The sequence below is a fragment of the Jannaschia sp. M317 genome (assembly GCF_025141175.1).
GTDB lineage: Bacteria > Pseudomonadota > Alphaproteobacteria > Rhodobacterales > Rhodobacteraceae > Jannaschia.
The window spans coordinates 2,959,612-2,982,800 of sequence record NZ_CP081155.1 but is presented as its reverse complement, the minus strand read 5'-3'; the positions used below and the strand labels follow the sequence as shown (position 1 = coordinate 2,982,800).

At 65.7% G+C, this 23,189-nt stretch carries 25 protein-coding genes; 16 read left to right on the top strand and 9 right to left on the bottom strand.

Annotated features, from left to right (window positions below; genetic code table 11):
- Nucleotides 1-70: 70 nt before the first annotated feature.
- The gene (gene carA / locus K3551_RS15205) at nucleotides 71-1,216 is read right to left on the bottom strand and encodes a glutamine-hydrolyzing carbamoyl-phosphate synthase small subunit (protein WP_259915192.1); all 1,146 of its coding nucleotides are present in this window, start codon (nucleotides 1,214-1,216) and stop codon (nucleotides 71-73) included.
- A 161-nt stretch (nucleotides 1,217-1,377) separates the two neighbouring features.
- Here carA and K3551_RS15200 point away from each other — a divergent pair, with 161 nt between their 5' ends.
- From K3551_RS15200 to K3551_RS15180, 5 genes are all read left to right on the top strand, one after another.
- Complete coding sequence (locus tag K3551_RS15200) at nucleotides 1,378-1,830, top strand: GatB/YqeY domain-containing protein (protein WP_259915189.1); 453 nt, start codon at nucleotides 1,378-1,380, stop codon at nucleotides 1,828-1,830.
- A 138-nt stretch (nucleotides 1,831-1,968) separates the two neighbouring features.
- The gene (locus tag K3551_RS15195) at nucleotides 1,969-3,054 is read left to right on the top strand and encodes an AI-2E family transporter (RefSeq protein WP_259915187.1); all 1,086 of its coding nucleotides are present in this window, start codon (nucleotides 1,969-1,971) and stop codon (nucleotides 3,052-3,054) included.
- Entirely contained in the window at nucleotides 3,051-3,719 is a 669-nt protein-coding gene (locus K3551_RS15190) for an HdaA/DnaA family protein (protein WP_259915186.1), read from the top strand. Before K3551_RS15195 ends, K3551_RS15190 begins: the two co-directional genes overlap by 4 nt.
- Before the next feature lie 111 nt (nucleotides 3,720-3,830).
- On the top strand, nucleotides 3,831-4,295 hold the full coding sequence (locus K3551_RS15185) for a CIA30 family protein (protein WP_259915183.1): 465 nt from the start codon (nucleotides 3,831-3,833) through the stop codon (nucleotides 4,293-4,295).
- 76 nt (nucleotides 4,296-4,371) lie between these two features.
- A complete protein-coding gene (locus K3551_RS15180) occupies nucleotides 4,372-6,579 on the top strand; it encodes an RNA degradosome polyphosphate kinase (protein ID WP_259915180.1) in 2,208 nt (735 codons plus the stop codon).
- A gap of 21 nt (nucleotides 6,580-6,600) precedes the next feature.
- Here the strand turns inward: K3551_RS15180 and K3551_RS15175 are convergent, their stop codons facing one another.
- Nucleotides 6,601-6,726, bottom strand: a complete 126-nt coding sequence (locus tag K3551_RS15175) for a hypothetical protein (protein WP_259915179.1) — start codon at nucleotides 6,724-6,726, stop codon at nucleotides 6,601-6,603.
- Between the two features lie 145 nt (nucleotides 6,727-6,871).
- Here K3551_RS15175 and K3551_RS15170 point away from each other — a divergent pair, with 145 nt between their 5' ends.
- The 4 genes from K3551_RS15170 to K3551_RS15155 all read left to right on the top strand — a co-directional run bounded on the left by K3551_RS15170 (nucleotide 6,872) and on the right by K3551_RS15155 (nucleotide 11,976).
- The gene (locus K3551_RS15170) at nucleotides 6,872-8,416 is read left to right on the top strand and encodes a Ppx/GppA family phosphatase (RefSeq protein WP_259919643.1); all 1,545 of its coding nucleotides are present in this window, start codon (nucleotides 6,872-6,874) and stop codon (nucleotides 8,414-8,416) included.
- A 206-nt stretch (nucleotides 8,417-8,622) separates the two neighbouring features.
- Nucleotides 8,623-9,963, top strand: a complete 1,341-nt coding sequence (gene proS / locus K3551_RS15165; RefSeq protein WP_259915176.1) for a proline--tRNA ligase — start codon at nucleotides 8,623-8,625, stop codon at nucleotides 9,961-9,963.
- Nucleotides 9,964-10,040: 77 nt separating this feature from the next.
- Nucleotides 10,041-11,309 carry a lipoprotein-releasing ABC transporter permease subunit gene (locus tag K3551_RS15160; RefSeq protein WP_259915172.1) on the top strand — a complete coding sequence of 423 codons (1,269 nt, stop codon included), beginning with the start codon at nucleotides 10,041-10,043 and terminating at the stop codon, nucleotides 11,307-11,309.
- Nucleotides 11,302-11,976 carry an ABC transporter ATP-binding protein gene (locus K3551_RS15155; RefSeq protein WP_259915170.1) on the top strand — a complete coding sequence of 225 codons (675 nt, stop codon included), beginning with the start codon at nucleotides 11,302-11,304 and terminating at the stop codon, nucleotides 11,974-11,976. Before K3551_RS15160 ends, K3551_RS15155 begins: the two co-directional genes overlap by 8 nt.
- Nucleotides 11,977-11,979: 3 nt before the next feature.
- Here the strand turns inward: K3551_RS15155 and K3551_RS15150 are convergent, their stop codons facing one another.
- On the bottom strand, nucleotides 11,980-12,840 hold the full coding sequence (locus K3551_RS15150; protein ID WP_259915166.1) for an alpha/beta fold hydrolase: 861 nt from the start codon (nucleotides 12,838-12,840) through the stop codon (nucleotides 11,980-11,982).
- A gap of 86 nt (nucleotides 12,841-12,926) precedes the next feature.
- Nucleotides 12,927-13,211 (bottom strand): SCP2 sterol-binding domain-containing protein, encoded by a 285-nt coding sequence (locus tag K3551_RS15145; RefSeq protein WP_259915163.1) that lies wholly within the window; start codon nucleotides 13,209-13,211, stop codon nucleotides 12,927-12,929.
- A 53-nt stretch (nucleotides 13,212-13,264) separates the two neighbouring features.
- On the opposite strand from K3551_RS15145, the gene K3551_RS15140 reads away from it, so the two are divergent.
- From K3551_RS15140 to K3551_RS15120, 5 genes are all read left to right on the top strand, one after another.
- Nucleotides 13,265-13,837 (top strand): tetratricopeptide repeat protein, encoded by a 573-nt coding sequence (locus K3551_RS15140; protein WP_259915160.1) that lies wholly within the window; start codon nucleotides 13,265-13,267, stop codon nucleotides 13,835-13,837.
- Between the two features lie 10 nt (nucleotides 13,838-13,847).
- Entirely contained in the window at nucleotides 13,848-16,691 is a 2,844-nt protein-coding gene (locus K3551_RS15135) for a helicase-related protein (protein WP_259915159.1), read from the top strand.
- Nucleotides 16,688-17,041, top strand: a complete 354-nt coding sequence (locus tag K3551_RS15130) for an RNA-binding S4 domain-containing protein (RefSeq protein WP_259915156.1) — start codon at nucleotides 16,688-16,690, stop codon at nucleotides 17,039-17,041. Before K3551_RS15135 ends, K3551_RS15130 begins: the two co-directional genes overlap by 4 nt.
- Before the next feature lie 146 nt (nucleotides 17,042-17,187).
- Complete coding sequence (fdxA, locus tag K3551_RS15125) at nucleotides 17,188-17,523, top strand: ferredoxin FdxA (RefSeq protein WP_259915154.1); 336 nt, start codon at nucleotides 17,188-17,190, stop codon at nucleotides 17,521-17,523.
- 230 nt (nucleotides 17,524-17,753) lie between these two features.
- Nucleotides 17,754-18,266 carry a CarD family transcriptional regulator gene (locus tag K3551_RS15120; protein WP_259915151.1) on the top strand — a complete coding sequence of 171 codons (513 nt, stop codon included), beginning with the start codon at nucleotides 17,754-17,756 and terminating at the stop codon, nucleotides 18,264-18,266.
- A 54-nt stretch (nucleotides 18,267-18,320) separates the two neighbouring features.
- Here the strand turns inward: K3551_RS15120 and K3551_RS15115 are convergent, their stop codons facing one another.
- Both K3551_RS15115 and K3551_RS15110 read right to left on the bottom strand, forming a co-directional pair.
- Nucleotides 18,321-18,716: a metallopeptidase family protein gene (locus tag K3551_RS15115; RefSeq protein ID WP_259915149.1), complete on the bottom strand. Its 396-nt coding sequence runs from the start codon at nucleotides 18,714-18,716 to the stop codon at nucleotides 18,321-18,323.
- Entirely contained in the window at nucleotides 18,713-19,315 is a 603-nt protein-coding gene (locus tag K3551_RS15110) for a VOC family protein (protein ID WP_259915147.1), read from the bottom strand. The genes K3551_RS15115 and K3551_RS15110 overlap by 4 nt, the downstream gene beginning before the upstream one ends.
- Here K3551_RS15110 and K3551_RS15105 point away from each other — a divergent pair.
- Both K3551_RS15105 and rpe read left to right on the top strand, forming a co-directional pair.
- Complete coding sequence (locus tag K3551_RS15105) at nucleotides 19,314-19,883, top strand: 5-formyltetrahydrofolate cyclo-ligase (protein ID WP_259915146.1); 570 nt, start codon at nucleotides 19,314-19,316, stop codon at nucleotides 19,881-19,883. The two genes, K3551_RS15110 and K3551_RS15105, sit on opposite strands and share 2 nt — an antisense overlap.
- Before the next feature lie 29 nt (nucleotides 19,884-19,912).
- Nucleotides 19,913-20,608, top strand: coding sequence for a ribulose-phosphate 3-epimerase (rpe, locus tag K3551_RS15100; protein ID WP_259915137.1), 696 nt, complete (start codon nucleotides 19,913-19,915; stop codon nucleotides 20,606-20,608).
- 163 nt (nucleotides 20,609-20,771) lie between these two features.
- Here rpe and K3551_RS15095 read toward each other — a convergent pair whose 3' ends face one another.
- The 3 genes from K3551_RS15095 to K3551_RS15085 all read right to left on the bottom strand — a co-directional run bounded on the left by K3551_RS15095 (nucleotide 20,772) and on the right by K3551_RS15085 (nucleotide 23,186).
- Nucleotides 20,772-20,903, bottom strand: coding sequence for a hypothetical protein (locus K3551_RS15095; protein WP_259915125.1), 132 nt, complete (start codon nucleotides 20,901-20,903; stop codon nucleotides 20,772-20,774).
- Nucleotides 20,904-21,090: 187 nt separating this feature from the next.
- Complete coding sequence (locus K3551_RS15090) at nucleotides 21,091-22,122, bottom strand: Gfo/Idh/MocA family protein (protein WP_259915115.1); 1,032 nt, start codon at nucleotides 22,120-22,122, stop codon at nucleotides 21,091-21,093.
- Entirely contained in the window at nucleotides 22,119-23,186 is a 1,068-nt protein-coding gene (locus K3551_RS15085; protein WP_259915112.1) for an isocitrate/isopropylmalate dehydrogenase family protein, read from the bottom strand. The genes K3551_RS15090 and K3551_RS15085 overlap by 4 nt, the downstream gene beginning before the upstream one ends.
- Nucleotides 23,187-23,189: the final 3 nt, after the last annotated feature.

Sequence of the window (23,189 nt, the reverse complement as noted above, 5' to 3'; positions counted from 1 at the left end):
GCATTAACAAAGCGTTAACTACGCAGCCTGAGGCCGGAAAACCCCCGCGGTTTCCTTGCGATACCTGTCATCAGGCCTTTGCCGTTTCCATCGCCGCGGCGAAGTCGTCGAACAAATAGGCGCTGTCGTGGGGGCCTGGGCTGGCCTCGGGGTGGTACTGCACCGAAAAGACCGGGCGATTCGACAGCCGGATGCCGCAGTTTGACCCGTCGAACAGGCTGACATGGGTTTCTTCCACACCCTCGGGCAGGGACTGGCTGTCGACCGTGAACCCATGGTTCATCGAGGTGATTTCCACCTTGCCGTCGGAATGCCGCTGCACCGGGTGGTTCGCACCGTGATGACCGTGGTTCATCTTGACCGTCCGGGCACCCAGCGCCATCGCCAGCATCTGATGGCCCAGGCAGATGCCAAAGACGGGCAGGCCGCTGTCGATCATCTCCCGGATCATGGGCACCGCGTAGGTGCCGGTGGCTGCAGGATCGCCGGGACCGTTGGACAGGAACAATCCATCGGGGTTCAGCGCCTTGACCTCGGCGGCGGTGGCGGTCGCGGGCAGGACGGTGACGTCGCAGCCCACGGTCGCGAGCGAGCGCAGGATATTGCGCTTTGCGCCGTAGTCGATGGCCACGACCTTGTGCTTTGGCGCGTCCTGCGTGCCATAGCCCTGTCCCCAGGCCCATTTCGTCTCGGACCAGCGGTAGGATTGGGCGGTGGTGACGTCACGGGCGAGGTCCATGCCTTCCAAACCCTTGAAGGCGCGGGCCTTGGCCACCAAGGCTTCGATATCGAAATTGCCCTCGGGGTCATGGGCCAGGGCAACATGAGGGGCACCCTGCTGGCGGATCGCGCGGGTCAGGCGGCGGGTATCGACCCCGCCCATGCCGATCCGGCCCCGCGCCTCCAGCCAGCCTTCCAGATCGCGGGTGGCACGCCAGTTCGACGGCTCCGTCGGGTCCCATTTGACGACCATGCCGGCGGCCACGGGATCGGCCGTTTCGTCGTCTTCGGGGGTGATGCCGGTGTTGCCGATATGCGGAAAGGTAAAGGTCACGATCTGCCCGGCGTAGGACGGGTCGGTCATGATTTCCTGGTAGCCGGTCATCGCGGTGTTGAAACACAGCTCCGCCACGGCGACGCCGGTGGCACCAAAGCCGCGACCCTTGAAGATGGTCCCATCTGCGAGGGCGAGGCAGGCGGTGGGCGTCTGGGCCATGGGATGTCTCCGGGGTGGGTCAGGAATGCGGGCAAACTCGCGGGCTTCTAGGGAGGGGGTCACCGCGCGTCAAGGCACAGCGGTCGCAGGCCGGGGCGTTGCGGGGAGGTTCGGCTTGGGCTATGCGGTCCCCTTGCTTCGGGCAACGATGAGGGACACCGATGGAATTGCGCGACCGCCTGACTTCCGGCCTCAAGGAGGCCATGCGTGACAAGGACGCCCGGCGTCTGAGCACGCTGCGCCTGATCAACGCCGCGATCAAGGACAAGGACATCGCCTTGCGCGCCGAAGGCGGCACCGTCGGCGAGCCGGAGATCACAGCGATCCTGGCCAAGATGGTCAAGCAACGCCAGGAAAGCGCCCGCGCCTACGAAGAGGCGGGCCGTCTGGAATTGGCAGAGCAGGAAAACGCCGAGATCAAGGTGATCGAGGAATTCCTGCCGCGCCGCCTGACCGACGAAGAGGTCGACGCCGCCGTCGCCGCCGCCATCGAGGAAACCGGGGCCACCTCTGTCAAGGACATGGGCCGCGTCATGGGCGTGCTCAAGGGCCGCCATCCGGGGCAGATCGACTTTGGCAAGGTCGGCCCCCTGGTCAAGGATCAGCTGGCCTGATCACCCGATCGCGGGGGGCAGGTCTAGGGATCCCCTTCGTGGGTTCCGGGATATTTCGAAAGCAGTGACCGCGCCCGCTTTCGAGCGCGCATCGGGCCTGTCATAAGGACGCTGTTGGATTCGAACGAGGGGGCGGCCATGGCTTTGCCGGTGCGGCAACAGGTAACCTATTGGGGGCTGGCGACAGCCGCCTTTCTGGTCACCCTGTGGTATCTGGGCCCCATCCTGTTGCCCTTTATCGTGGGGGGCGCAATTGCCTATATGCTCGATCCCCTGGCCGACCGGTTGGAGGCGCTGGGCTTTCGCAGGGTCACCGCCACGGCGGTGATCACGGTGATCGCGGTGACCGGGCTGATCGTGGTCGTGGCCTTTGTGATCCCGTTGTTGGTGCAGCAGACCACGGCCCTGGTCCGCGCCGCGCCAGAATATTTCAACGCGCTGCGAGACTGGTTGACGACACGGTTCCCCGATCTGGTGGCCGAGGGCGGGATCATCCGCACCGGCCTGGCCGACCTGGGCGAAATGATCCGTTCGCGCGGCGGAGAGTTGGCGCAGCAATTGGTGGCCGGTGTCTTTGGCGTGGTCAACGCGGTGGTCTTTGTGGTCGTCGTCCCGGTCGTGGCCTTCTACCTGCTGCTGGACTGGGACAACATGGTCGCCCGGATTGACGATCTCTTGCCGCGCGACCACGTCGGCACCATCCGAAGCATCTTTCGCCAGATCGACGCGACGCTGGCCAGCTTCGTGCGCGGGCAAGGGACGGTCTGCCTGATCCTGGGAACGTTCTATTCGGTTGCCCTGATGCTGGTCGGGTTGCAGTTCGGATTGGTCGTCGGGGCCATTGCCGGTCTGGTGACGTTTATTCCCTATGTCGGCGCGCTGGTGGGGGGCGGGTTGGCCATCGGGCTGGCGCTGTTCCAGTTCTGGGGGGATTGGACCGCCATCGGTCTGGTTGCGGGCATCTTCGTCGCCGGCCAGTTCCTGGAGGGCAACGTGCTGACGCCCAAACTGGTGGGAGAAAGCGTGGGCCTGCATCCCGTCTGGCTGTTGTTCGCGTTGTCTGCCTTCGGGTCGATCTATGGCTTCGTCGGGATGCTGGTTGCGGTGCCGGTGGCCGCTGCGCTGGGTGTTGTGGCCCGCTTTGTGGTCGCCGAGTACAAGGCCAGCCTGCTGTATCGCGGCACCGACGCGGGCGCGCCGCCACAAGACGACGCCACAGAATGATCCCGCGCCAGCTGAGCATCGACCTGCCGCGGTTCAACGCGCGCGGGCGCGAGGATTTCATGACTTCGCCCGCGAATGCGCGGGCACTGGCGTTGGTCGATCTGTGGCCTGCCTGGCCTGAAAAACGCCTGGCGCTGATCGGGCCGGAGGGGGCAGGCAAGTCGCATCTGGCGGCGATCTGGGCCGAGGATATTGGTGCCCGCCGCATCGCCGCCGCCAGCCTGCGGCCCGAGGACGCGCCCGCGCTGGCCGAAGGGCCGCTGGTGGTTGAGGACGCCGACCGTGATCTGGCCGGGTCGGAGGGGGAGCATGCGCTGTTCCATCTGTGGAACGCCTGCGCGGCGGCGGGCAAGGGCCTGCTGTTGACCGGTCGGACCCCGCCCAAGGATTGGCCCGTGGCCCTGCCGGACCTGGCCAGTCGCCTGTCGTCCCTGACGCCTGCGGTCGTCTCGGAACCTGACGAGGCCTTGCTGTCGGCGGTCTTGGTCAAGCTCTTCTCGGACCGGCAAATCGCTGTGCGGCCTGCGTTGGTGCAATTCCTGCTGCCCCGGATGGAGCGGAGCTTTGCCGCCGCCCATGGGATGGTGGACCTGCTGGACGAACGCGCCCTGGCCGAGGGGCGCGAGGTCGACATCCCGCTGGCCCGCACCCTGTTGGAGGGCTAGGCGCGCCGCCGAGGCGGGCTAGGTCCGGTGTGACGTGATCACCCGGCGCGACTTATTGGCAGCCCTGACCCTGACGGTCCCGCGCCCCGCGCCCTGCAAGCAGGAGGCCGCATGGACCTGACCCCAAACTGGGAATTTGTCGCCGACACTGTGATGGGGGGCGTATCCTCCGGACGTGTCCGGCGCGAAGATGTCGCGGGCCGCCGCGCGGCGCGGTTGACCGGCGCCGTCTCGTTGGAAAACAACGGCGGCTTCGTGCAGATGGCCAGCGACCTTGGGGGCGGCGCGCTGGATGCGTCCGACTGGTCGGGGGTGGAAATCGACGTGTTCGGCAATGGCGAAACCTACGATCTGCGCCTGCGGACCGACGATCTGACGCGGCCCTGGCAATCCTATCGCACCGAATTCACCGCCGGACCTGCCTGGGAAACCTTGCGGCTCCCGTTCGATGTCTTCGAGGCCAACAAGACCGAAGCCGCCTTTGATCCCGCGCGCCTGCGCCGCGTCGGGGTGCTGGCCGTGGGGCGGGTGATGCAGGCGGATGTGGCCGTGGGCGGCCTGCGTCTTTGGCGCTAAGCCGGTTTCTGGACACTGCCGGGGCAGGGGCGTAGCCTGTCACCTCTCCGTCACAGATCGCATTTAGCTGAGCCGCATGTTGGACACACCCCAGATTCCCGCCGCCGATTTCCTCAAGGCGCCCTTGCCCGCGCCCGTCACCCTGGACGAAGCCCGCGTCAGCGGCCCTGCGCGGTTCTTCAACCGCGAGCGGTCCTGGCTGGCCTTCAACTGGCGGGTGCTGGAAGAGGCGGAGAACCACCGGCTGCCCTTGCTGGAGCGGTTGCGGTTTCTGTCGATCTCGGCGGCGAACCTGGATGAATTCTATACCGTCCGCGTCGCCGGCCTGCGAGAGTTGGCCCGCGCTGGCAACCGTACCCCCGCCGCAGACGGGCGCACCCCCGCCGAGCAATTGGAGATGATCGACGAAGACGCGGGCCGTCTGCTGGACCAGCAGCAGGTCGCCTGGAAGGCGATCCGCGCGCAGATGGAGGACGAGGGGCTGCGTGTTCTGCGCCACGACGACCTGAAGGTCGCCGAAAAACGCGCCCTGGCCGATCATTTCCTGCGCAACGTCTTTCCGATCGTGTCGCCCCTGGCGATCGACCCGGCGCACCCGTTTCCGTTCATCCCCAACGAAGGGTTCGCCCTGGCGATCGAGTTGGAGCGGAAATCGGATTGCCGCCGCCTGCGCGCCCTGTTGCCCATCCCGGCGCAGATCGACCGGTTCATCCGCCTCGACACAGTGCTGGACGGCGAGCCCGAGGGCGTGATCCGTTTCCTTCCGCTGGAAGAACTGCTGCTGATGCAGATCGAGCGGTTGTTTCCGGGCTACGTCCTGAAAGGGCACTGTGCGTTCCGCGTACTGCGCGACAGCGACCTGGAGGTCGAGGAAGAGGCCGAAGATCTGGTCCGGGAATTCGAAACCGCGCTGAAGCGGCGCCGCCGGGGTGAGATCATCCGCATGAAGATCACCGCGGGCGCGCCGTCGGGCCTGCGGCGTGAAATCGTGGAAGAGATCGGCGTCGAGGAACATGAGGTGATCGAGGTCGAGGGGCTGATCGGTCTCGCGGCGCTCAAGGAATTGGTGGTGAGCGACCGCAAGGATCTGCTCTGGCCCAGTTTCACGCCCCGCGTGCCCGAACGGGTGCAGGATCACGACGGCGATCTGTTCGCGGCGATCCGGCAAAAGGACATGTTGCTGCATCACCCCTATGAAACCTTCGACATGGTCAACCGCTTCCTGCAGCAGGCCGCGCTTGATCCCAATGTCCTGGCGATCAAGCAGACGCTGTATCGCACGTCACGCGACAGCCCGATCGTGGCCGCGCTGTGCGAGGCGGCCGAGGCGGGCAAGCAGGTGACGGCCCTGGTCGAATTGAAGGCGCGCTTCGACGAGGCCGCGAACATCCGGCAATCGCGGCGGCTGGAACGGGCGGGCGCCCATGTCGTCTATGGCTTCACCAACTACAAGACCCACGCCAAGATCAGCACCGTGGTGCGCCGCGAAGGCGATCGCCTGGTGACCTACACCCACTTCGGTACGGGGAATTATCATCCGATCACCGCGCGGATCTATACCGATCTGTCGCTGTTCACCGTGTCCGAAAAGCTGGGGCGCGATGCGACCAAGGTGTTCAACTACATCTCTGGCTATGCCCCGCCCGAGGGGTTGGAGGCGCTGTCGATCTCGCCCAGCCAGATGAAGGATCACCTGCTGGCCTCGATCGCAGCCGAAGCGGACCATGCGCGCGCCGGCCGGCCCGCGCAGATCTGGGCCAAGATGAATTCCCTGATCGAGCCGGACATCATCGACGCGCTCTATGATGCCAGCCGGGCAGGGGTTCGGATAGACCTGGTGATCCGGGGTATTTGCGGGATTCGACCCGGTGTCGTGGGCCTGTCCGAAAATATCCGCGTCAAATCCGTCGTGGGTCGGTTTCTCGAACATTCGCGGATCGTGTGCTTTGGCAACGGCAGTGGCCTGCCGTCGAAAAAGGCGCGGGTCTACATCTCGTCGGCGGACTGGATGGGGCGCAACCTGAACCGCCGGGTCGAAACGCTGGTCGAATGCATCAACCCGACGGTCAAGGCGCAGATCGTGTCGCAGATCATGGCCGCCAACCTGGCGGACGTGGCCCAAAGCTGGGTTCTGGGGCCCGAGGGGGAATGGACGCGCGCGGATGTCACCGACATCGAAAACCCGTTCAACTGCCACCGGTTCTTTATGGAAAACCCGTCGCTGTCCGGGCGGGGATCGGCTGGGGCCAGGGATGTGCCCGAACTGACCCATTCCGCCGAATAGGGCCGCGCCGTTCCAGTGTGATCAATAGGCCTGCGCGATCAGCGTCGGGTCAGGTGCGCCCGTCTCCGACGGATAGGCAAGCAGCGCGGCGATGACGATCATCACGGGACCGGTCAGAAGAAACAGAAGCGACTGGCGGGGGGGCATTGTGGTTTCCTTTCGAGTTGTCCCCTCAACCCCTTGAACGCGACCGGGTTCCAGCCTTTTGTGCCCGCGCGTGATTCATTGACCCTGCCGGGTCGACCATGCCACACCGGCAAAAGTGAACGACCTCCGGGGGGAGCTACCGATGATGAGCGACGTGATCGAGGCCGAAGACTTCGGCCGGTTCGGAGCGCCCTTGTTCGACGGTCCCGAGGCGCGGGCGTTGCGTCGGGTCGGCGTTATCGACGTCGGTTCCAATTCTGTCCGGTTGGTGGTTTTCGACGGGGCCGCGCGGTCGCCTGCGTATTTCTTCAACGAAAAAATCCTCTGCGGGTTGGGCGCGGGCCTGGCCGAAACGGGCCGCCTGAACCCCAAAGGGCGGGACCGGGCGATGGTCGCGCTGAAGCGTTTCGCGATCCTCGCACGGGGGATGGAGGTCAATTCCCTGACCTGTGTTGCCACCGCTGCCGTGCGCGAGGCGGAGGATGGCCCGGCCTTCGAGGCAGAGGTCAAGGCCGCGACCGGGTTGAAGCTTTGGGTGATCGACGGCACCGAAGAGGCGCGGCTTTCGGGGCAGGGCGTCCTGCTGGGCTGGCCCGAGGCCGAGGGGCTGATGTGCGACATCGGCGGGTCCTCGATGGAACTGGCCGAGGTGTCAGGCGGTGCCGTCGGGGCCACGGTCAGTGGCAAGCTGGGCCCTCTCAAGCTGCAAGGGGTCAAGGGCAAGGGGGCCCGCAAGGAAGAGATCGACCGCGGCGTAAGGGCCATGGCCGAGACGCTGGGCCGCGACCGCTATGACCGGCTGTTCCTGGTCGGCGGATCCTGGCGGGCGATTGCGCGGGTGGACATGGAACGGCGCGGCTATCCGCTGCATGTGCTGCACGAATACACGATGACGCCCAGGGATGTGCGCGCCACGCTGGACTTCATCGCCGATGCGGATCTGGTTGCGTTGGGCAAGCAGACCAGTACATCGCAGGCGCGCATGTCGCTGGTGCCGATCGCCGCAGAGGTGCTGGCCCGCGTGATCCGCACCTTCCACCCCAAGGAAATCGCCATCAGCAGCTACGGCATCCGCGAAGGTCTGCTTTATGAGCAGATGCCCGACGTGCTGCGCGCCCGCGACCCCCTGATCGAAAGTTGCCGCGCGTCCGAGGCGGCCTCGGCCCGTCTGCCCGGCTTTGGCCGCGTGCTCTATCGTTTTGTCGAGCCGCTGTTTGCCCGCGAAAAGGACCGTCGAAAGCGTCTGATCCGGGCCTGCTGTCTGTTGCACGACGTCAGCTGGCGGGCGCATCCCGATTATCGCGCCGAGATCTGTTTCGACAATGCCACCCGTGCCAACCTGGGCGGCCTGACCCATTCGGAACGTGTGTATCTGGGCCTCGCCCTGCTGCACCGCTACCGCAACAAACGCGAAGGCACCCCGTTCGATGCCCTGGCCCCGTTGCTGTGCGATGCGGACACGCGGCAAGCCGAGGTTCTGGGCAAGGCCATGCGCTTTGGGGCCATGTTCTCGGCGCAGGATCATTCTCTGATGGGTCAGCTGAAGCTGTATCCCAAGAAAGCGGAGCTTGAGCTGGCCTTGCCACAGGGCGACGGCGAGGCGTTGTTCGGCGAAGTGGCCGAGGCACGGTTCAAGTCGTTGGCCGGCAGTCTTGGGTGCGAGCCCAAGGTCCGGGTGGTGAAGGGGTAGACGCGGCCGCACGGCGCGACATGCGCCGCACGTTCGAACCACGACCTGCAGAAACCCGGTCTCCGACCCCAAACGCCACCCTTTGCCCAGTCACCGCGCGGGCGTTGATCCGGGTCCGGCGCGCGGGTCCGGGCGTCACCACCGCTTGTCCCCGCCTCGCCTGCCTTGTATCGCAGGCGCAACCCTGATCCCCCCGGAGCCGCCCCATGCGCCTGAGCCGCTACTTTCTGCCCGTCCTCAAGGAAACGCCCGCCGAGGCGCAGATCGTCAGCCACCGGCTGATGCTGCGCGCGGGGATGATCAAGCAGTCCGCCGCGGGGATCTATTCCTGGCTGCCGCTGGGGTATCGCGTGCTCAAGCGGATCGAGCAGATCGTTCACGAAGAACAGGAACGCGCCGGGCACATCCCGATGCTGATGCCGACCTTGCAGCCTGCGGATCTTTGGCGGGAATCCGGGCGCTATGATGCCTATGGGCCGGAAATGCTGCGCATCCGCGACCGGCAGGATCGCGACATGCTGTTCGGCCCCACCAACGAAGAGATGATCACCGACATCTTTCGGTCCAACGTCAGCAGCTACAAGGATCTGCCGCTGACGCTGTATCACATCCAATGGAAATTCCGCGACGAAATGCGGCCCCGGTTCGGCGTGATGCGCGGACGCGAATTCCTGATGAAGGACGGCTATAACTTCGACCTGACCAAGGAAGATGCGCTGCACGCCTACAACCGCCATCTGGTCAGCTATCTGCGCACCTATGAGCGGATGGGCCTGCAGGCGATCCCGATGCGTGCGGACAGCGGCCCGATCGGCGGGGATGACACCCACGAATTCCTGGTCCTGGCCGACACCGGCGAAAGCGAGGTTTTCTACGACAGCGAGGTCACCGATCTGACCTTTGGCGACCGCGCCATCGACTATGACGACGTGGCCCAATGCGCCGGCGTGATGGAGGAATTCACCTCTCGCTATGCGCGCACCGACGAAACCCACGACGCGGAGCTGTTCGCGCAGATCCCCGAGGACCGTCGCCGTACCGCGCGTGGCATCGAAGTCGGCCAGATCTTCTATTTCGGCACCAAGTATTCCGACGCGATGGGCGCGACGGTTCAGGGCCCCGACGGGAAGCCGACACCGGTGCACATGGGGTCCCACGGCATTGGCGTCAGCCGCCTGCTGGGTGCCATCATCGAAGCCAACCACGACGACCGCGGCATCATCTGGCCCGAGGGCGTGACCCCGTTCCATGTTGGCATCGTCAACCTCAAGCAGGGCGATTCCGCCACCGACAGCGCCTGCGAAGGCATCTACGCCGAATTGGCGAAAGAGGGTCTGACCGCCCTTTATGACGACCGCAAGGATCGGGCCGGCGCGAAATTCGCGACGATGGATCTGATCGGTCTGCCCTGGCGCATCACCGTGGGCCCGCGCGGTCTGGCGGGTGGCAAGGTGGAACTGACGTCCCGGCGCACGGGCGAAAGCGTGGAGATGGCCCCGGAAGAGGCGATTGCCAAGCTGCGCGAGATCTACGCCGCGCACATGTGACCCCGATGCGGCGGGGCCTGCCCTTGACCCCGCCCGCCGGACCCCGCACCTAGGCACAAACCCGGTGCGGAGGCCCCATGTTCAGACGGTTCGAATGGATGATCGCCTGGCGCTACCTGCGGGCGCGCAGGTCCGAGGGCGGGATCAGCGTCATGACCTGGATCTCTCTGGCCGGCATTGCGCTGGCTGTGTTCGCATTGATCGCCACGCTGGCCGTGCGCTCCGGGTTTCGGTACGAATTCGTCGATACGATCATCGGATCGAACCCGCACGTCAGCGTTCTGGCCTATGGTGAGGTCCTGCCCAACGGTGCGCTGACCCGGACCATGGCGAACTACGACGAGGTCGCCGTTGCGGTGGCACAGGTGCCGGGTGTCATCCGTGCCGTGCCGGTCGTGGCGGGGCAGGTCATGGCCGCCGGGCCGGGCCGCAACACCGGTGTTCAGGTGATCGGCATGCGCGGTACCGACCTGGCGCAGGTCCCGCGCATCGCCGCACCCGAAGAGGCGCAGGGATCGCTGGCCGATTTCGACACGGGCATCGCCATCGGATCGGGTGTCGCGCGGACTTTGGGTGTCACGGTCGGTGACCGGGTTCGTCTGATTTCGCCCGACGGGATCAAGACGGCCTTCGGCACCAGCCCGCGGATCAAGGCTTATCCAGTGGTCTTCATCTTTCAGGTGGGGCGCTACGACATCGATTCCACGCGGGTCTACATGCCGTTCGCCGAGGCGCAGGAATATTTCAACCGCACCGGCGTCGCGGACGAGGTGCAGGTGGCCACAATTGACCCCGAAACGGTCGAGATGCTTGGCCCCGCGCTCACGCAGGCGGCGGGCGAGGGGACCTATCTCTGGACCTGGAAGGACAGCTCTGGTGCCTTCCTGCGGGCGCTGCAGATGGAGGACAACATCATGTTCGTCATCCTGTCCATTCTCGTGCTGATTGCCACGCTGAACATCACCAGCGGCCTCGTCATGCTGGTCAAGAACAAGGGCCGCGACATCGGCATTCTGCGCACGATGGGGTTGAGCCAGGGGACGATTCTGCGCGTGTTCTTTCTGTGCGGGGCCTCCATCGGCGTGATCGGCACGGCCATTGGCGTCGTGTTGGGCTGTCTGTTCGCGATCTACATCGACCCCATCTTCACGGCGGTGAACACCCTGGCGGGTGGCGGGGTCTGGGATCCTTCGGTGCGCTACATCTCGGCCTTGCCTGCCCGGCTGGAGGCGGGGGACGTCCTGTCCGCCGTGGTCCTGTCGCTGGGGCTCAGCTTTGTCGTGACGATCTTTCCGGCCCGCCGCGCGGCGGCGATGAACCCGGTGGAGGCACTGCGCTATGAATGAGGCCTTGCGCCTGGAGGGGCTGCAAAAGGGGTATAACCTGGGGCGCCCGTCCGAGATCCGCGTGTTGAACGGGGTCGATCTGACCGTGGCGGCAGGCGAGGTCTGCGCACTGGTGGCACCCTCGGGTGCCGGTAAATCGACGTTGCTGCACATCGCGGGTCTGCTGGATATGCCCGATGCGGGGCGCGTGCATGTGGCGGGCGACGACATGACCGGGCAGGGCGACCGCCTGCGCACCCGCGCCCGGCGGCAGCGGATCGGCTTCGTCTACCAGTTCCACCATCTGCTGCCCGAGTTTTCGGCCGCCGAGAACATCGTCCTGCCACAACTGGCCAATGGTGTGGCCCAAGGTGCCGCGCGCACCCGCGCCGAGGATCTGTTGGCCCGTGTCGGCCTGTCCCATCGTCTCGACCATCGCCCGGCGGAAATGTCAGGCGGCGAGCAGCAGCGCGTCGCCTTTTGCCGGGCGCTGGCCAATGGTCCGGCCCTGTTGCTGGCGGATGAGCCGACCGGCAACCTGGATCCCGGAACATCCGACACCGTGTTTGACGCGCTGGTGTCCCTGGTGCGGGACACGGGTATGGGCGCGCTGATCGCCACCCATAACCTGGACCTGGCTGCCCGGATGGATCGCACCCTGCGACTGGATCAGGGGCGGTTGGTCTGACGCCTAGGACGCGGTCTTGGCGGCTGCGTCCGTAAAATGCCCTATGACCAGGTCATAAAGCCGCCGCCGCGTGGCCGCGTCCTCCATGAAGGCTTCGTGCCGCGCGCCCTCGATGATCTCCAACCGGGCACCGGGCCAGGAGGCGAGGCGCACGTGGATGGCATCTGATGACACGATGCTTTCTTCGGTGCCAAGAATACCCAGAACGGGGACATCCGGTGCGGCGCGTCGGGCAAGGTTGTGCATCTCCCGCAGGGCCGCAATCAGCCAGGACAGGGAAGGACCGCCCAAAGCCAGTTCGGGATGCGCGCGCAGCTGGTTCTTCATCCAACGGAACATTTCCGGGTCGCTGGTCAACACGTTGCCCTCGAACGGGGCACCTGCCGGATCGCGCGCCTTGCCTGTAAAGGGGGCGGCCCGCGCACCCAGGCCCAGGGCCGTACCGACGGACGACAGCGTCCAGGCCGAGATCCGCTGCGCCGGGCTGGCCTGAATGCCCCACATCGGCGCAGAAAAGACGGCGCGCTGGAAATCATGGCGCGTCATCACGCTGCGCAGGCCGATCAGACCGCCCATGGAATGCGCGAACAGATGCCAGGGGCGCGGCAGGTCCAACCGGCGCGCGTGGTCCAGCATTGCATCAACGTCGAGCTGAAAGTCTTTGAAATCGTTCACGTGACCGATCAGGTGGCCATGGTCGGACCGCTCCGTCAGGCCTTGGCCGCGCCAATCTATTGCGACGCTGGCGAATCCCGCGTCGTGCAGATGCTGCGCTCCGTCGGAATATTTTTCGACGTATTCGGTGCGCCCCGGAAACCAGAAAACGGTGCCACGCGTGCCTTGGGGCCAGACGGCAACCCGCACGCGCACCCCGTCCGAGGTGGTCAGCCAGACCGCGTCCCCGCCGGGTGGCCCGGCAGAGACGTCGTCGAAATAGGGGGCCGCGTCGTTCAGGACAGCGCTCCGCCCAGTTTCATCGCGGTGCCCATGTCGCCGTCCAGCTTCAGCTTGCCGGTCATGAAGGCGGAGGTCGGGTTGACGTCGCCCGACAGGATGCCGCGAAAGGTGTCTTCGTCGGCGGTCAGGGTGCAGTCCGCCTCTTCGTCGGCGGCGCGAACACCGGCCTGATCGACCATGATTGCGCCTTCACCTTCGACGATGAACTTGACGCTGCCGTCGAAGGTGCCAATCTTTGCGGTGAGCTGGGTGACGGCCTCGTTGATAATGTCGCTCATGGGGGTCCTCGGATCTGGGGGCCGCGCCTGCGGCAGGAAGGGATAGGGCATAGATGATTGACCTTCGCGTCACCTTCAACACCCTGCTGTCCGCGCTTGCGGTTTGTTACGCAACGTCCCTGCCTGCGCAGGAGATCGCGCGCGATGCCGACACGCTGTTGAACCGGCTGGGCACCCTGACGTCCGAGGCGGACGCCGCAGAGGCGCAGCGGCTGGCCAACGAAGTGATGGAGCGGTGGTCGCACTCCGGCTCTCCTGCGATGGATCTGCTGCTGGTGCGCGGGCAAGAGGCGATTGCCGATCAGGACTGGCCCCGCGCCATCGCCCATCTGACGGCCTTGACCGATCATGCGCCGGAATTCGCCGAAGGCTGGAATCAACGCGCCACAGCTTTTTTTCTGATGGATCGCTACGGTCAGGCGATTGCGGATATCGAACAGGTTCTGATCCTGGAGCCGCGCCATTTCGGCGCGCTTGCCGGGCTGGGGATCATCATGGAACAACTTGGCGATCAGGACCGCGCCTTGCGGGCGTTCCGCGCCGCGCAACAGGTCTTTCCGGCCGAGGAAAACGTGAACGCCGCGGTCGAGCGGCTGGAACGCGAGACGGGCGAGCGGTCGCTCTGAAAGGACCTCCATGAGCAGCCCAAAGGGCAGGGTGACGGCGGTCCTTGGGCCGACGAACACCGGCAAGACGCATTACGCGCTGGAACGGATGCTGGCCCATCGCACGGCAGTCATTGGCCTGCCGTTGCGCCTGCTTGCGCGCGAGGTCTATGACAAGCTGGTCGCCGTGCGCGGCCCGTCGGTCGTGGCCCTCGTCACCGGAGAGGAGCGGATCGTGCCGCCGCGCGCCTCGCATTGGGTCTGCACCGTCGAGGCGATGCCAACGGGCCTGGGCGCGGACTTCGTCGGCATCGACGAAATCCAACTTTGCGCCGACCCCGAACGCGGCCACGTCTTTACCGATCGCCTGCTCAACATGCGCGGCCTGCACGAGACGTTGTTCATGGGGTCCGACACCATGCGCCCGGCCATCGCGCAGCTGGTCCCCGAGGCGCAGTTCGTGCGTCGGGAGCGATTCAGCGAACTTTTGTACACAGGTTCGAAAAAGATAAGCCGTATGCCTGGAAGGACGGCAATCGTCGGCTTCTCGGTTGATAATGTCTATGCCATCGCAGAGCTTTTGCGCCGTCAGAAGGGCGGCGCGGCGGTGGTCATGGGCGCGCTCAGCCCGCGGACGCGGAACGCCCAGGTAGAGATGTACCAAAACGGCGACGTGGACTATCTGGTTGCGACGGATGCCATCGGAATGGGTCTGAACCTCGACATCAAACACGTCGCGTTTTCGGCCACGTCCAAGTTCGACGGTCAACGCATCCGCCCCCTGATGCCGCATGAGCTGGCGCAGATCGCGGGGCGGGCCGGACGGTACATGCAGCCCGGAACCTTTGGTGTCACCGGAGAGGCGGCCCCCCTGGAGGAGGGTCTGGTCGAGGCCATTCAGGAACACCGCTTCAAGCCGATCGACCGGTTGAGCTGGCGCAATGACCGGCTCGATTTCGGCACCGCCGAGGCGCTGATCGCCTCGCTGGAGGCACCGTCGCCGGACATGATCCTGACGCGTGGACGCGAGGCGGATGATCTGCAATCGCTCAAGACGCTCAACCAGCTCGAATCCGTCGCCTCGCGCCTGGCGGATGCGCGGGACGTGCGCCTGCTTTGGGATGTGTGCCGCATTCCCGACTTTCAGGGCATCAGCCACGGCGAACACACGACGCTGCTGGCGCGGATCTTTGACTTTCTGCATGTCCACGGGCGGGTGCAGGACGATTGGTTCGCGCGGCAGATCAAACGTATCGACAAGACGGCGGGGGACATCGACACTTTGTCGAAACGACTGGCCTACATCCGCACCTGGACCTATGTGGCCCAGCGTAAAGGGTGGGTAGATAACGAAGCCCATTGGCGCGAGGCCACACGGGCGGTAGAAGACCGCCTGTCGGATGCGCTACACGAGGCGTTGACCAATCGTTTCGTCGACAGGCGAACCAGCGTGCTGCTCCGGCGGCTGAAGATGAAGGAGGGCCTGTTGGCCGACATCAACGACAAGGGCGAGGTGATCGTCGAGGGCGAGACGCTTGGCCGTCTCGAAGGCTTCCGCTTCCACCAGACCGGGACCACCACGCCGGACGAGGCGAAAACCGTGCGGCAGGCCGCGACCCAGGCCTTGCGGCCCGAGTTCCACCTGCGGGCCGACCGGTTTTACAACGCGCCCGACACCGAAATGGACTTTACCGAGCAGGGTGGCCTCATGTGGGGCGATCAGGCCGTGGGCAAGCTGGTCAAGGGATCCGAGGCGCTGAAACCCGCCGTCGAGGCCTTTGTCGATGACGAGGCCGGGCCCGAGGTGATGCAGAAGGTCACGCGCCGTCTGCAGCATTTCATCGACCGCAAGGTCGCCGCCGGATTTGATCCGCTGCTGGCCATGTCCCGCGACGAGGCCGTCACCGGCGTCGCGCGCGGTTTCGCCTTCCGCATGTTGGAAGGGCTGGGCGTTTTGCCGCGTCAGGACGTGAGCCAAGAGGTCAAGGACCTGGATCAGGACGCGCGCGGACAGTTGCGCAAGCATGGCGTGCGGTTTGGCCAGTTCACCGTGTTCCAGCAACTTCTGCTGAAGCCCGCGCCGACGCGCCTGCGTCTCGTGCTTTGGTCGTTGTGGCAGGGGCTGGATGAGTTCCCCGAAAGCCCGCCGCCCGGCCTGGTCACGGTGCCCAAGGTCGAAGGCGCGCCCGAAGGGTATTACGTCAATGCCGGCTATCGTCTGTCGGGCGCCCGTGCGATCCGCATCGACATGCTGGAACGCCTGGCCGACATGATCCGCACGCAGGACAGCCGAGGCGGGTTCGAGGCGACGGCGGACATGCTGTCGATCACAGGCATGACGCTGGAACAATTCGCCGACCTGATGGAAGGTTTGGGCTACAATGCCGAGAAGGGGGAGCGGCCCAAGGTCAAGCCCGCCGCGACGCCGCCTGTGGCCGACGAAGGCGCGGCCCCCGCCGTTTCCGAAGAGACCGAAGCGGACGCAGCCCCGACCGAGGCCTCCGCCCCTGAGGCAGAGGCAGAGGCGGTGACCGAGGCACAGCCCACGGCGGAACCTGCCCCCGAGGCAGACACCCCTGCACCGGAGGCCGCCCCCGAGGCAGAGGCCGCGCCTGAGTTGGAGACGTTCTATACGTTTACCTGGGCCCCGCGTCGGCAAAACAATCGTGGACCGCGCCGCGACGGGCAGGGTGATCGCCCGCAGCGTAGCGGCAAGCCGGGCGGGAAACCGCGTGGCGACAAGGGCAAGGGCGGCAAACGTGGCCCGAAGGACGGCGACCGTGGGCCCAAGACCTATGAAGCCAAGCCCAGGCGCGAAAAGGCAATCGACCCCGACAACCCGTTCGCCGCGCTTGCGGCGCTCAAGGGGAAGTGACGGACGCCCCCGCCCGCCAACGCCTGGATAAATGGCTCTGGCAGGCGCGGTTTTTCAAGACACGGACCTTGGCGGCCAAGACGGTCGCCGAGGGCAAGGTGCGCGTGAATGATGATCGGGTGACCAAGGCCTCTGCTGCGGTGGCGCCCGGTGATCGACTGACCTTTCCGACCGGATCGCGCGTGCGCGTGATCGAGATCACGGCCTTGCTGTCGCGTCGCGGCCCCGCCCCCGAGGCACAGGCCGCCTATGCCGATCATTCCCCGCCTGTGGTGCCGCGGGTGGGGCCGCGCCCGACGGGCCGGGATCGTCGCAGGCTGGATGCGGCGCGCGACCTCCCGGAAAAGTGAACACCTGTCTGTGATGCCTGCAACTTGGGCAATTCGGCCGGGATATGGGGCTGTGCCTTGTCGCACGCTGCGGTTGCAGGCCCCGCTGGCTTGAACCCCTGGCGCGCGCCGGGTATCGAGCGGCAGAATCGACCGAGGATTGGCCCATGACCTACATCGTCAACGACGCGTGCATCGCCTGCAAGTACACCGATTGCGTCGAGGTCTGCCCGGTGGATTGTTTCTATGAGGGCGAGAACATGCTCGTCATCCATCCCGATGAATGCATCGACTGCGGCGTTTGCGAACCCGAATGCCCCGCCGACGCCATCCGCCCGGACACAGAGCCGGATATGGAGAAGTGGGTTGAATTCAATCGGAAATATTCCGAAATCTGGCCGGTGATCATCACCAAGAAAGACCAGCTGCCGACCGCCGAAGAGATGGACGGCAAGCCGGGCAAGATGGAGCTCTTCTCCGAGGCACCGGGCGAGGGCGGCTGAGCGGCTGCCGCAACGCGGCATTTGGGTCAACCACCGTGACGCTTTCGGAGCGTCGTTTTTTGTGCTATATCTTTAGTCGATCCGGGATTGCCCGGTCGGTTCTGCCACAACGGTTCCCGGGCTCTATGCACCCGGACCAACACCGAAGCGTTGAACGCTGACCCTGGGGAATTCTCCGGGGCCACGTTTCTTGTCGCCGCCCCCCGGCGCACGCTGACGACATCGAGAGGATGCCCATGTCGAAGAAATCCGAGTTTCGCCCCAATGATTTCGTTGTCTACCCTGCCCACGGCGTCGGCCAGATCGTAAAGATCGAAAAGCAGGAAGTTGCCGGGCTGGAGCTGGAGCTGTTCGTCATCAACTTCGTGAAGGACAAGATGACGCTGCGGGTCCCGACCCACAAGGCGACCGACGTGGGCATGCGGTCCCTGTCGTCGCCCGACGTCGTGTCCAAGGCCATGACCACGCTCAAGGGCAAGGCCCGCGTCAAGCGCGCCATGTGGTCCCGCCGCGCTCAGGAATACGAGGCCAAGATCAACTCCGGCGATTTGATCGCCATCGCCGAGGTGGTGCGCGACCTGCACCGCAACGACGAACAGCGCGAGCAGTCCTATTCCGAGCGTCAGCTTTATGAAGCCGCGCTGGACCGTCTGACGCGCGAGCTGGCTGCCGTGAATGACATGGACGAGGATGGCGCGCTGAAATCCGTGGACGAGATCCTGTCGGCCCGCGCCGCCGCCTGAGGCCACACCATTTTGTTCAGGGGCGCCCCCGGTCGGGGCGCCCTTTTTCGTGGGCTATTCCCACCAGCGGTCGATCCGCGCGATGTCTTCGTCGGACCAGCCAAAGTGGTGGGCGAATTCGTGCACCGTCACATGCACCACCAATGCCCGCAGGCCGACGTCGCCCCGGTCTGCCCATTCGTCCAGAATCGGGCGGCGGAACAGGGTGACGGTCGATGGCGGTTCGGGGTGGTCCACCGACCGCTCGGTCAGGGCCGCGCCTTCGTATAGACCGGTCAGGCCAAAGGCGCTTTCGATCTTCATCTCGTCCAGCAAGGCGTCGTCCGGCCATTCCTCGACAACCACGCGCACGTCGGATGACAACGCGGCGAAGGGTGCGGGGAAGGCAGCGCGGGCGGCTTCGGCCCAGGCGCGCATCTCCTCTGCGTCGGGGGGCAGCAGATCGCTCATGCCAGGACGCGCGGGCCGTCCGGGGTGTCGAGGGTCGCGGCGATCCGGCGCGGGCCCTGGGTGACCGACAGGCGCGGGTCATCGATCAGCGATGCCAACAGCGGACCCAATTCCGCCGCCTCCGGGTGCCGTATGGCAAAACCGGTCAGGCGCGCGCCGATATCGGGAAAGCTGGGCGGCGCGCTGTCCCACTGGATGAGCGCCGGAAAACAGCCGTCGTATGGCAGGATCCCGTTGTCTGGCACCGCCATGCGCCAGCGAAAGGCCCCACGCTCGAACGTCAGGGGGCGCCCGGCCTGGGGGTAGGTCGCCACCAACGCATCCAGATCGTCGGTTCGAACGATCCAGTTGCCGATACGCGGCGGACCTGCGCGGCGGTCCAGGTCGAACCAGCGGGGGCGGTCCAGGGGCGGTGCCTCTGGGTCGGTGGCGATGACTTCGAAGTATTCCGCAGGACCTAGCCCCGAAAGCAGGTTGTGCGTCCCCATCCGCGCGTGTTTTCCGCCGGGCCCCATGGTCAGGCCGGTTTGCGTCTCGACATGGGTTGCCCCCTCGGCCAGCGTGTCCGATGAAAGCGCAAAGTGATCGAAGGTTTGCATGGGCTCGGACGCTAGGCTGGCTGAGGAAAAGGCGCAACTGCGCAAACGCTGCATTGCCGCCCGCGATGCCGCGCCCACGCTGGCGCGCGCCAAGGCCAGCACGCGGCTGTTTGCACGCCTGATGCACCTGCGCGGCAAGACGGTCGCGGGATACCTGCCGATCGGGTCCGAGGCGGACCCGACAGGCACCCTGCGCGCCCTGTCGTTCACCAACCGCATCTGCGTGCCCGTCGTCACCGCCAAGGGCGCGCCGCTGCGGTTTCGCGAATGGACGCCAGGCTGTGCCACCGAACGGGGGGCTTTTGGCGTCCAGGTCCCGATCGAAGGCAGCTGGCGGGTGCCCGATGTGCTGATCGTGCCGATGGTGGGGTTCGACGCGTCGGGCGGGCGGCTTGGCTATGGGGGCGGCTTTTACGACCGAACCCTGGCCGGGATGGAAAACGCGCTTGTCGTCGGCCTCGCGTTGGAGGCACAGCGGCTGCAGGCGGTCCCGCGCGAGGCGACGGACATCCCGCTTCCGTGGATCGTCACCGACCGGGGGGTTTTCGGGGCCGCCGTCTCGCGCTAGGGGGCGGACGACCAACCGGAGACGCCGCCATGAAAGCCTTCGACCGCTCGATCAAGATCGCGCCCTCTATCCTTGCCGCCGATTTCGCCAATTTCGGCGCCGAATGCGCCGCCGCCGAGGCGCAGGGCGCAGACTGGATCCACGTCGACGTGATGGACGGGCATTTCGTTCCGAACATCAGCTTTGGGGCCGCGACCTGCGCGGCGATCCGCCCGCATATCAAGGGCGTGATGGACGTACATCTGATGATCTCGCCCGTTGATGCCTATTTGCAGGGCTTCGTCGAGGCCGGCGCCGACGTCATCACCGCCCATCTGGAGGCCGGGCCGCATGTCCACCGCACGCTTCAGGCGATCCGGGGCTCTGGCGTGAAGGCGGGGCTGGCCCTGAACCCCGGCACCCCTGCAGAGGCCGCGGCGGAACTGCTGGGCGATGTGGATCTGATCTGCGTGATGACGGTGAACCCAGGGTTCGGCGGGCAGAAGTTCATCGCCAGCCAGGTCGAAAAGGTCCGTCGTTTGCGCGCCATGCTGGGCGACCGACCGGTGCATATCGAAATCGACGGTGGGATCGACCCCGTTACCGCCCCCCTGGTAGCAGAGGCCGGTGCCGATGTCCTGGTCGCGGGATCCGCGGTGTTCAAGGGTGGCACGGCGACCGCGCCCGAAGGATACGGTAAGAACATTCGCGCGATTCGAGCCGCAGCGGAGGCCGCCCGGGGGTAACCCGCCGCGCTTGCGGCCCCGTCGCGGGCGTTCGGGGCCGGAGAGTTTCTCATGAGTGGCCTGCAACCGCGATCGGGCCTGCTGCAACCCGCGCCCCAGGCCGGTCGCGGTGTTGCCTCTGGCAGCCCGGTGCTGGTTCGCGCCAACCTGGTCGGCCCCGTCGTCAGAACCGTCTGGGTTTGCAGGCCATGGCCAGGGTATCCGACCTCAGCGCGGAACAGGGCGGGTATTCAGCATTCGGCGTGGACGACACTGCGGCACCGATGGGCAACAGCCCAAACATCAACAGCATCATCACAACCGTCATGATGAACGGCGTGGGCCCAAACGACTGCCATCGTGCAATACGGTCTTTGACCATCGGTGCGAAACGCCCTTTTTGCTGCGACCCTGCGCAGGGCGGGTCGCGAAACCCCGACGGCTTCTCCGCAAGGGGACCCGAAGGTCCCCTGTTGATCTAGGCTCGAATCCTCAAGAGGTCGTTAACGGAGCACAGGTTCGCCAGAGCCGTCCGGCAAAAAGGGCAGCCGCGCGCGCGCCCCGGCCGAGGCATAGATCAGCTCGCAGAGGTCCAGAACCGCGAGGTAGCTGCGCGCCTCGTTCTCGAAGGCGGCCTTACCTTGGACAGCCGCAACGACATGGCTTTGCAGGGCGTGCACGCAATCCCCTGCAAACCCGGGCCAGTCTTGCGGTTCCAGCAAGGTTTCCTGGGTCCGCCCCCCCAAGGCGCGCAATTTCAGCGTGCCATCGCCGGTCAGGGTCAGGGTGCCCTCTGTCCCCTCCAACAGGGCTTCGCCGAAGGTGCGGCGCGTGTTGTCGGTGTCGAAATCCAGCAACCGGTTGCCGTCGAACACCGCGCGCGCGCCGCTGCTGTAATCGAAGATGAACTGCCCCGCGTCTTCGCCCCGGATCACGGGGTTCAGCCGCCGCAGATCGGCATAGACCCCGTCGGGCGCGCCCAGCAGATACCGGAACGTGTCGATGTAGTGGACGCCGGTCTCGTGGATCAGAAGGCGCGGCATTTCGCGGAAATAGGGCTGACGGGCCAAATAGGCGTCGTCGCCCTGACCGTCGCCCGTCCGCATCCGGAACGTCAGGTTCAGGGGGGCACCTATCCGGCCCGCCTCCAGCGCGGTTTTCATCGCGCGGAACCAAGGTTGAAAGCGGAAGTTCTCGTGCACGATCAGCGGCACGCCCGCGGCCTCGGCCTCTGCGGTGATGGCGCGGGCTTCTTCGGCGGATGTGCAGAATGGCTTTTGGCAGATGATCGCGCGCGGGGCGTGGGGCAGGGCGGCGCGGATCGCTGCGACATGGGTCGGAGGCGGGGTGGCGATATCGAGGATATCGAGCCCCTCGGACAACAGCCCCGCCAGGTCGCGATGGTCTGCCGCCTTGCCCGGGTCTGCGTCGGCCACCGCCACCAGCGCCGCGCCGTCTATCCGGTTCCAGGCGTCCCGGTGGAACTGGGCAAAGTAGCCCAGCCCCAGCAGGCCGACGCGCAGCGGCTTGCTCACAGCCGATCCATCACGGCACCCGCCGCGCCGAGCGTGTCCAGCGATCCGCCCAGGTCGCCTGTCGTCTCACCGGCGGCAAGGCAGGCATCCACGGCGGCCTGAAGGCGTTTGCCATCGTCGATCATGCCAGGCATGTCGTGACGCCGTCCCAGCCAATCCAGCATCATGCCCGCCGACAGGATCATGGCAAAGGGATTGGCGATGCCGCGTCCCGCGATGTCAGGCGCGGACCCGTGACAGGGCTGGAACAGGGCATGATCGTCGCCGATGTCCGCCGACGGCGCCATGCCGAGGCCCCCCATCAATCCGGCCCCTAGATCCGACAGGATGTCGCCGAACATGTTTTCGGTCACCATCACGTCCCAGTCCCAGGGTTTCTGGACCATATAAAGCGCCATGGCATCCACGTAGGCATGGTCCGCCGAAAGCTCTGGATAGTTTTTGGCCACACCGTCGAAGATGTCGCGCCAAAAGGCGAAGGCGCGGAAGACGTTGGCCTTGTCCACGCTGGTCACCCGGCCCGAGGAGCCTTCCTTGTGGCGGGCGCGCCCCAGATCGAAGGTGAACTCACAGACCTTTTGCGTGGTCCGCCGCGTCAGCCGCAGGGTTTCCTCGGCCATATCCTCGGTCACCAATCCCTTGCCCTGAGTATGGAACAGGCCTTCGGTCGATTCGCGCACGAGGACGAAATCGATGATCTTGCCCTCGGGGATGATCAGCGGTGTCCGCATGCCGGGCACGACCCGCACCGGGCGCACCCCGGCGTAAAGATCCAGCGCGATGCGAATGTCGATCTGCGGGGTCATTTCGGTTCCGTCGGGGAACCGGACCGCCGGGTCACCCAAGGCAGACAGCAGGATCGCGTCGGCCTTGCGGGCCGTCTCCAGCGAGGCTTCGGGCAGGTCGCTGCCGCAGTCGACATAGCTGGTCGCGCCCGCCGGGCAGTCGGTAAAATTGAAATCGTAGTCGGAAGAGATCCCCGACAAAAGCTCCAGCGTGGGGGCCATGATCTCCGGGCCGATGCAGTCCCCCTGAAAGACTGCGATTTCAAAAGACTTGGCCATCCG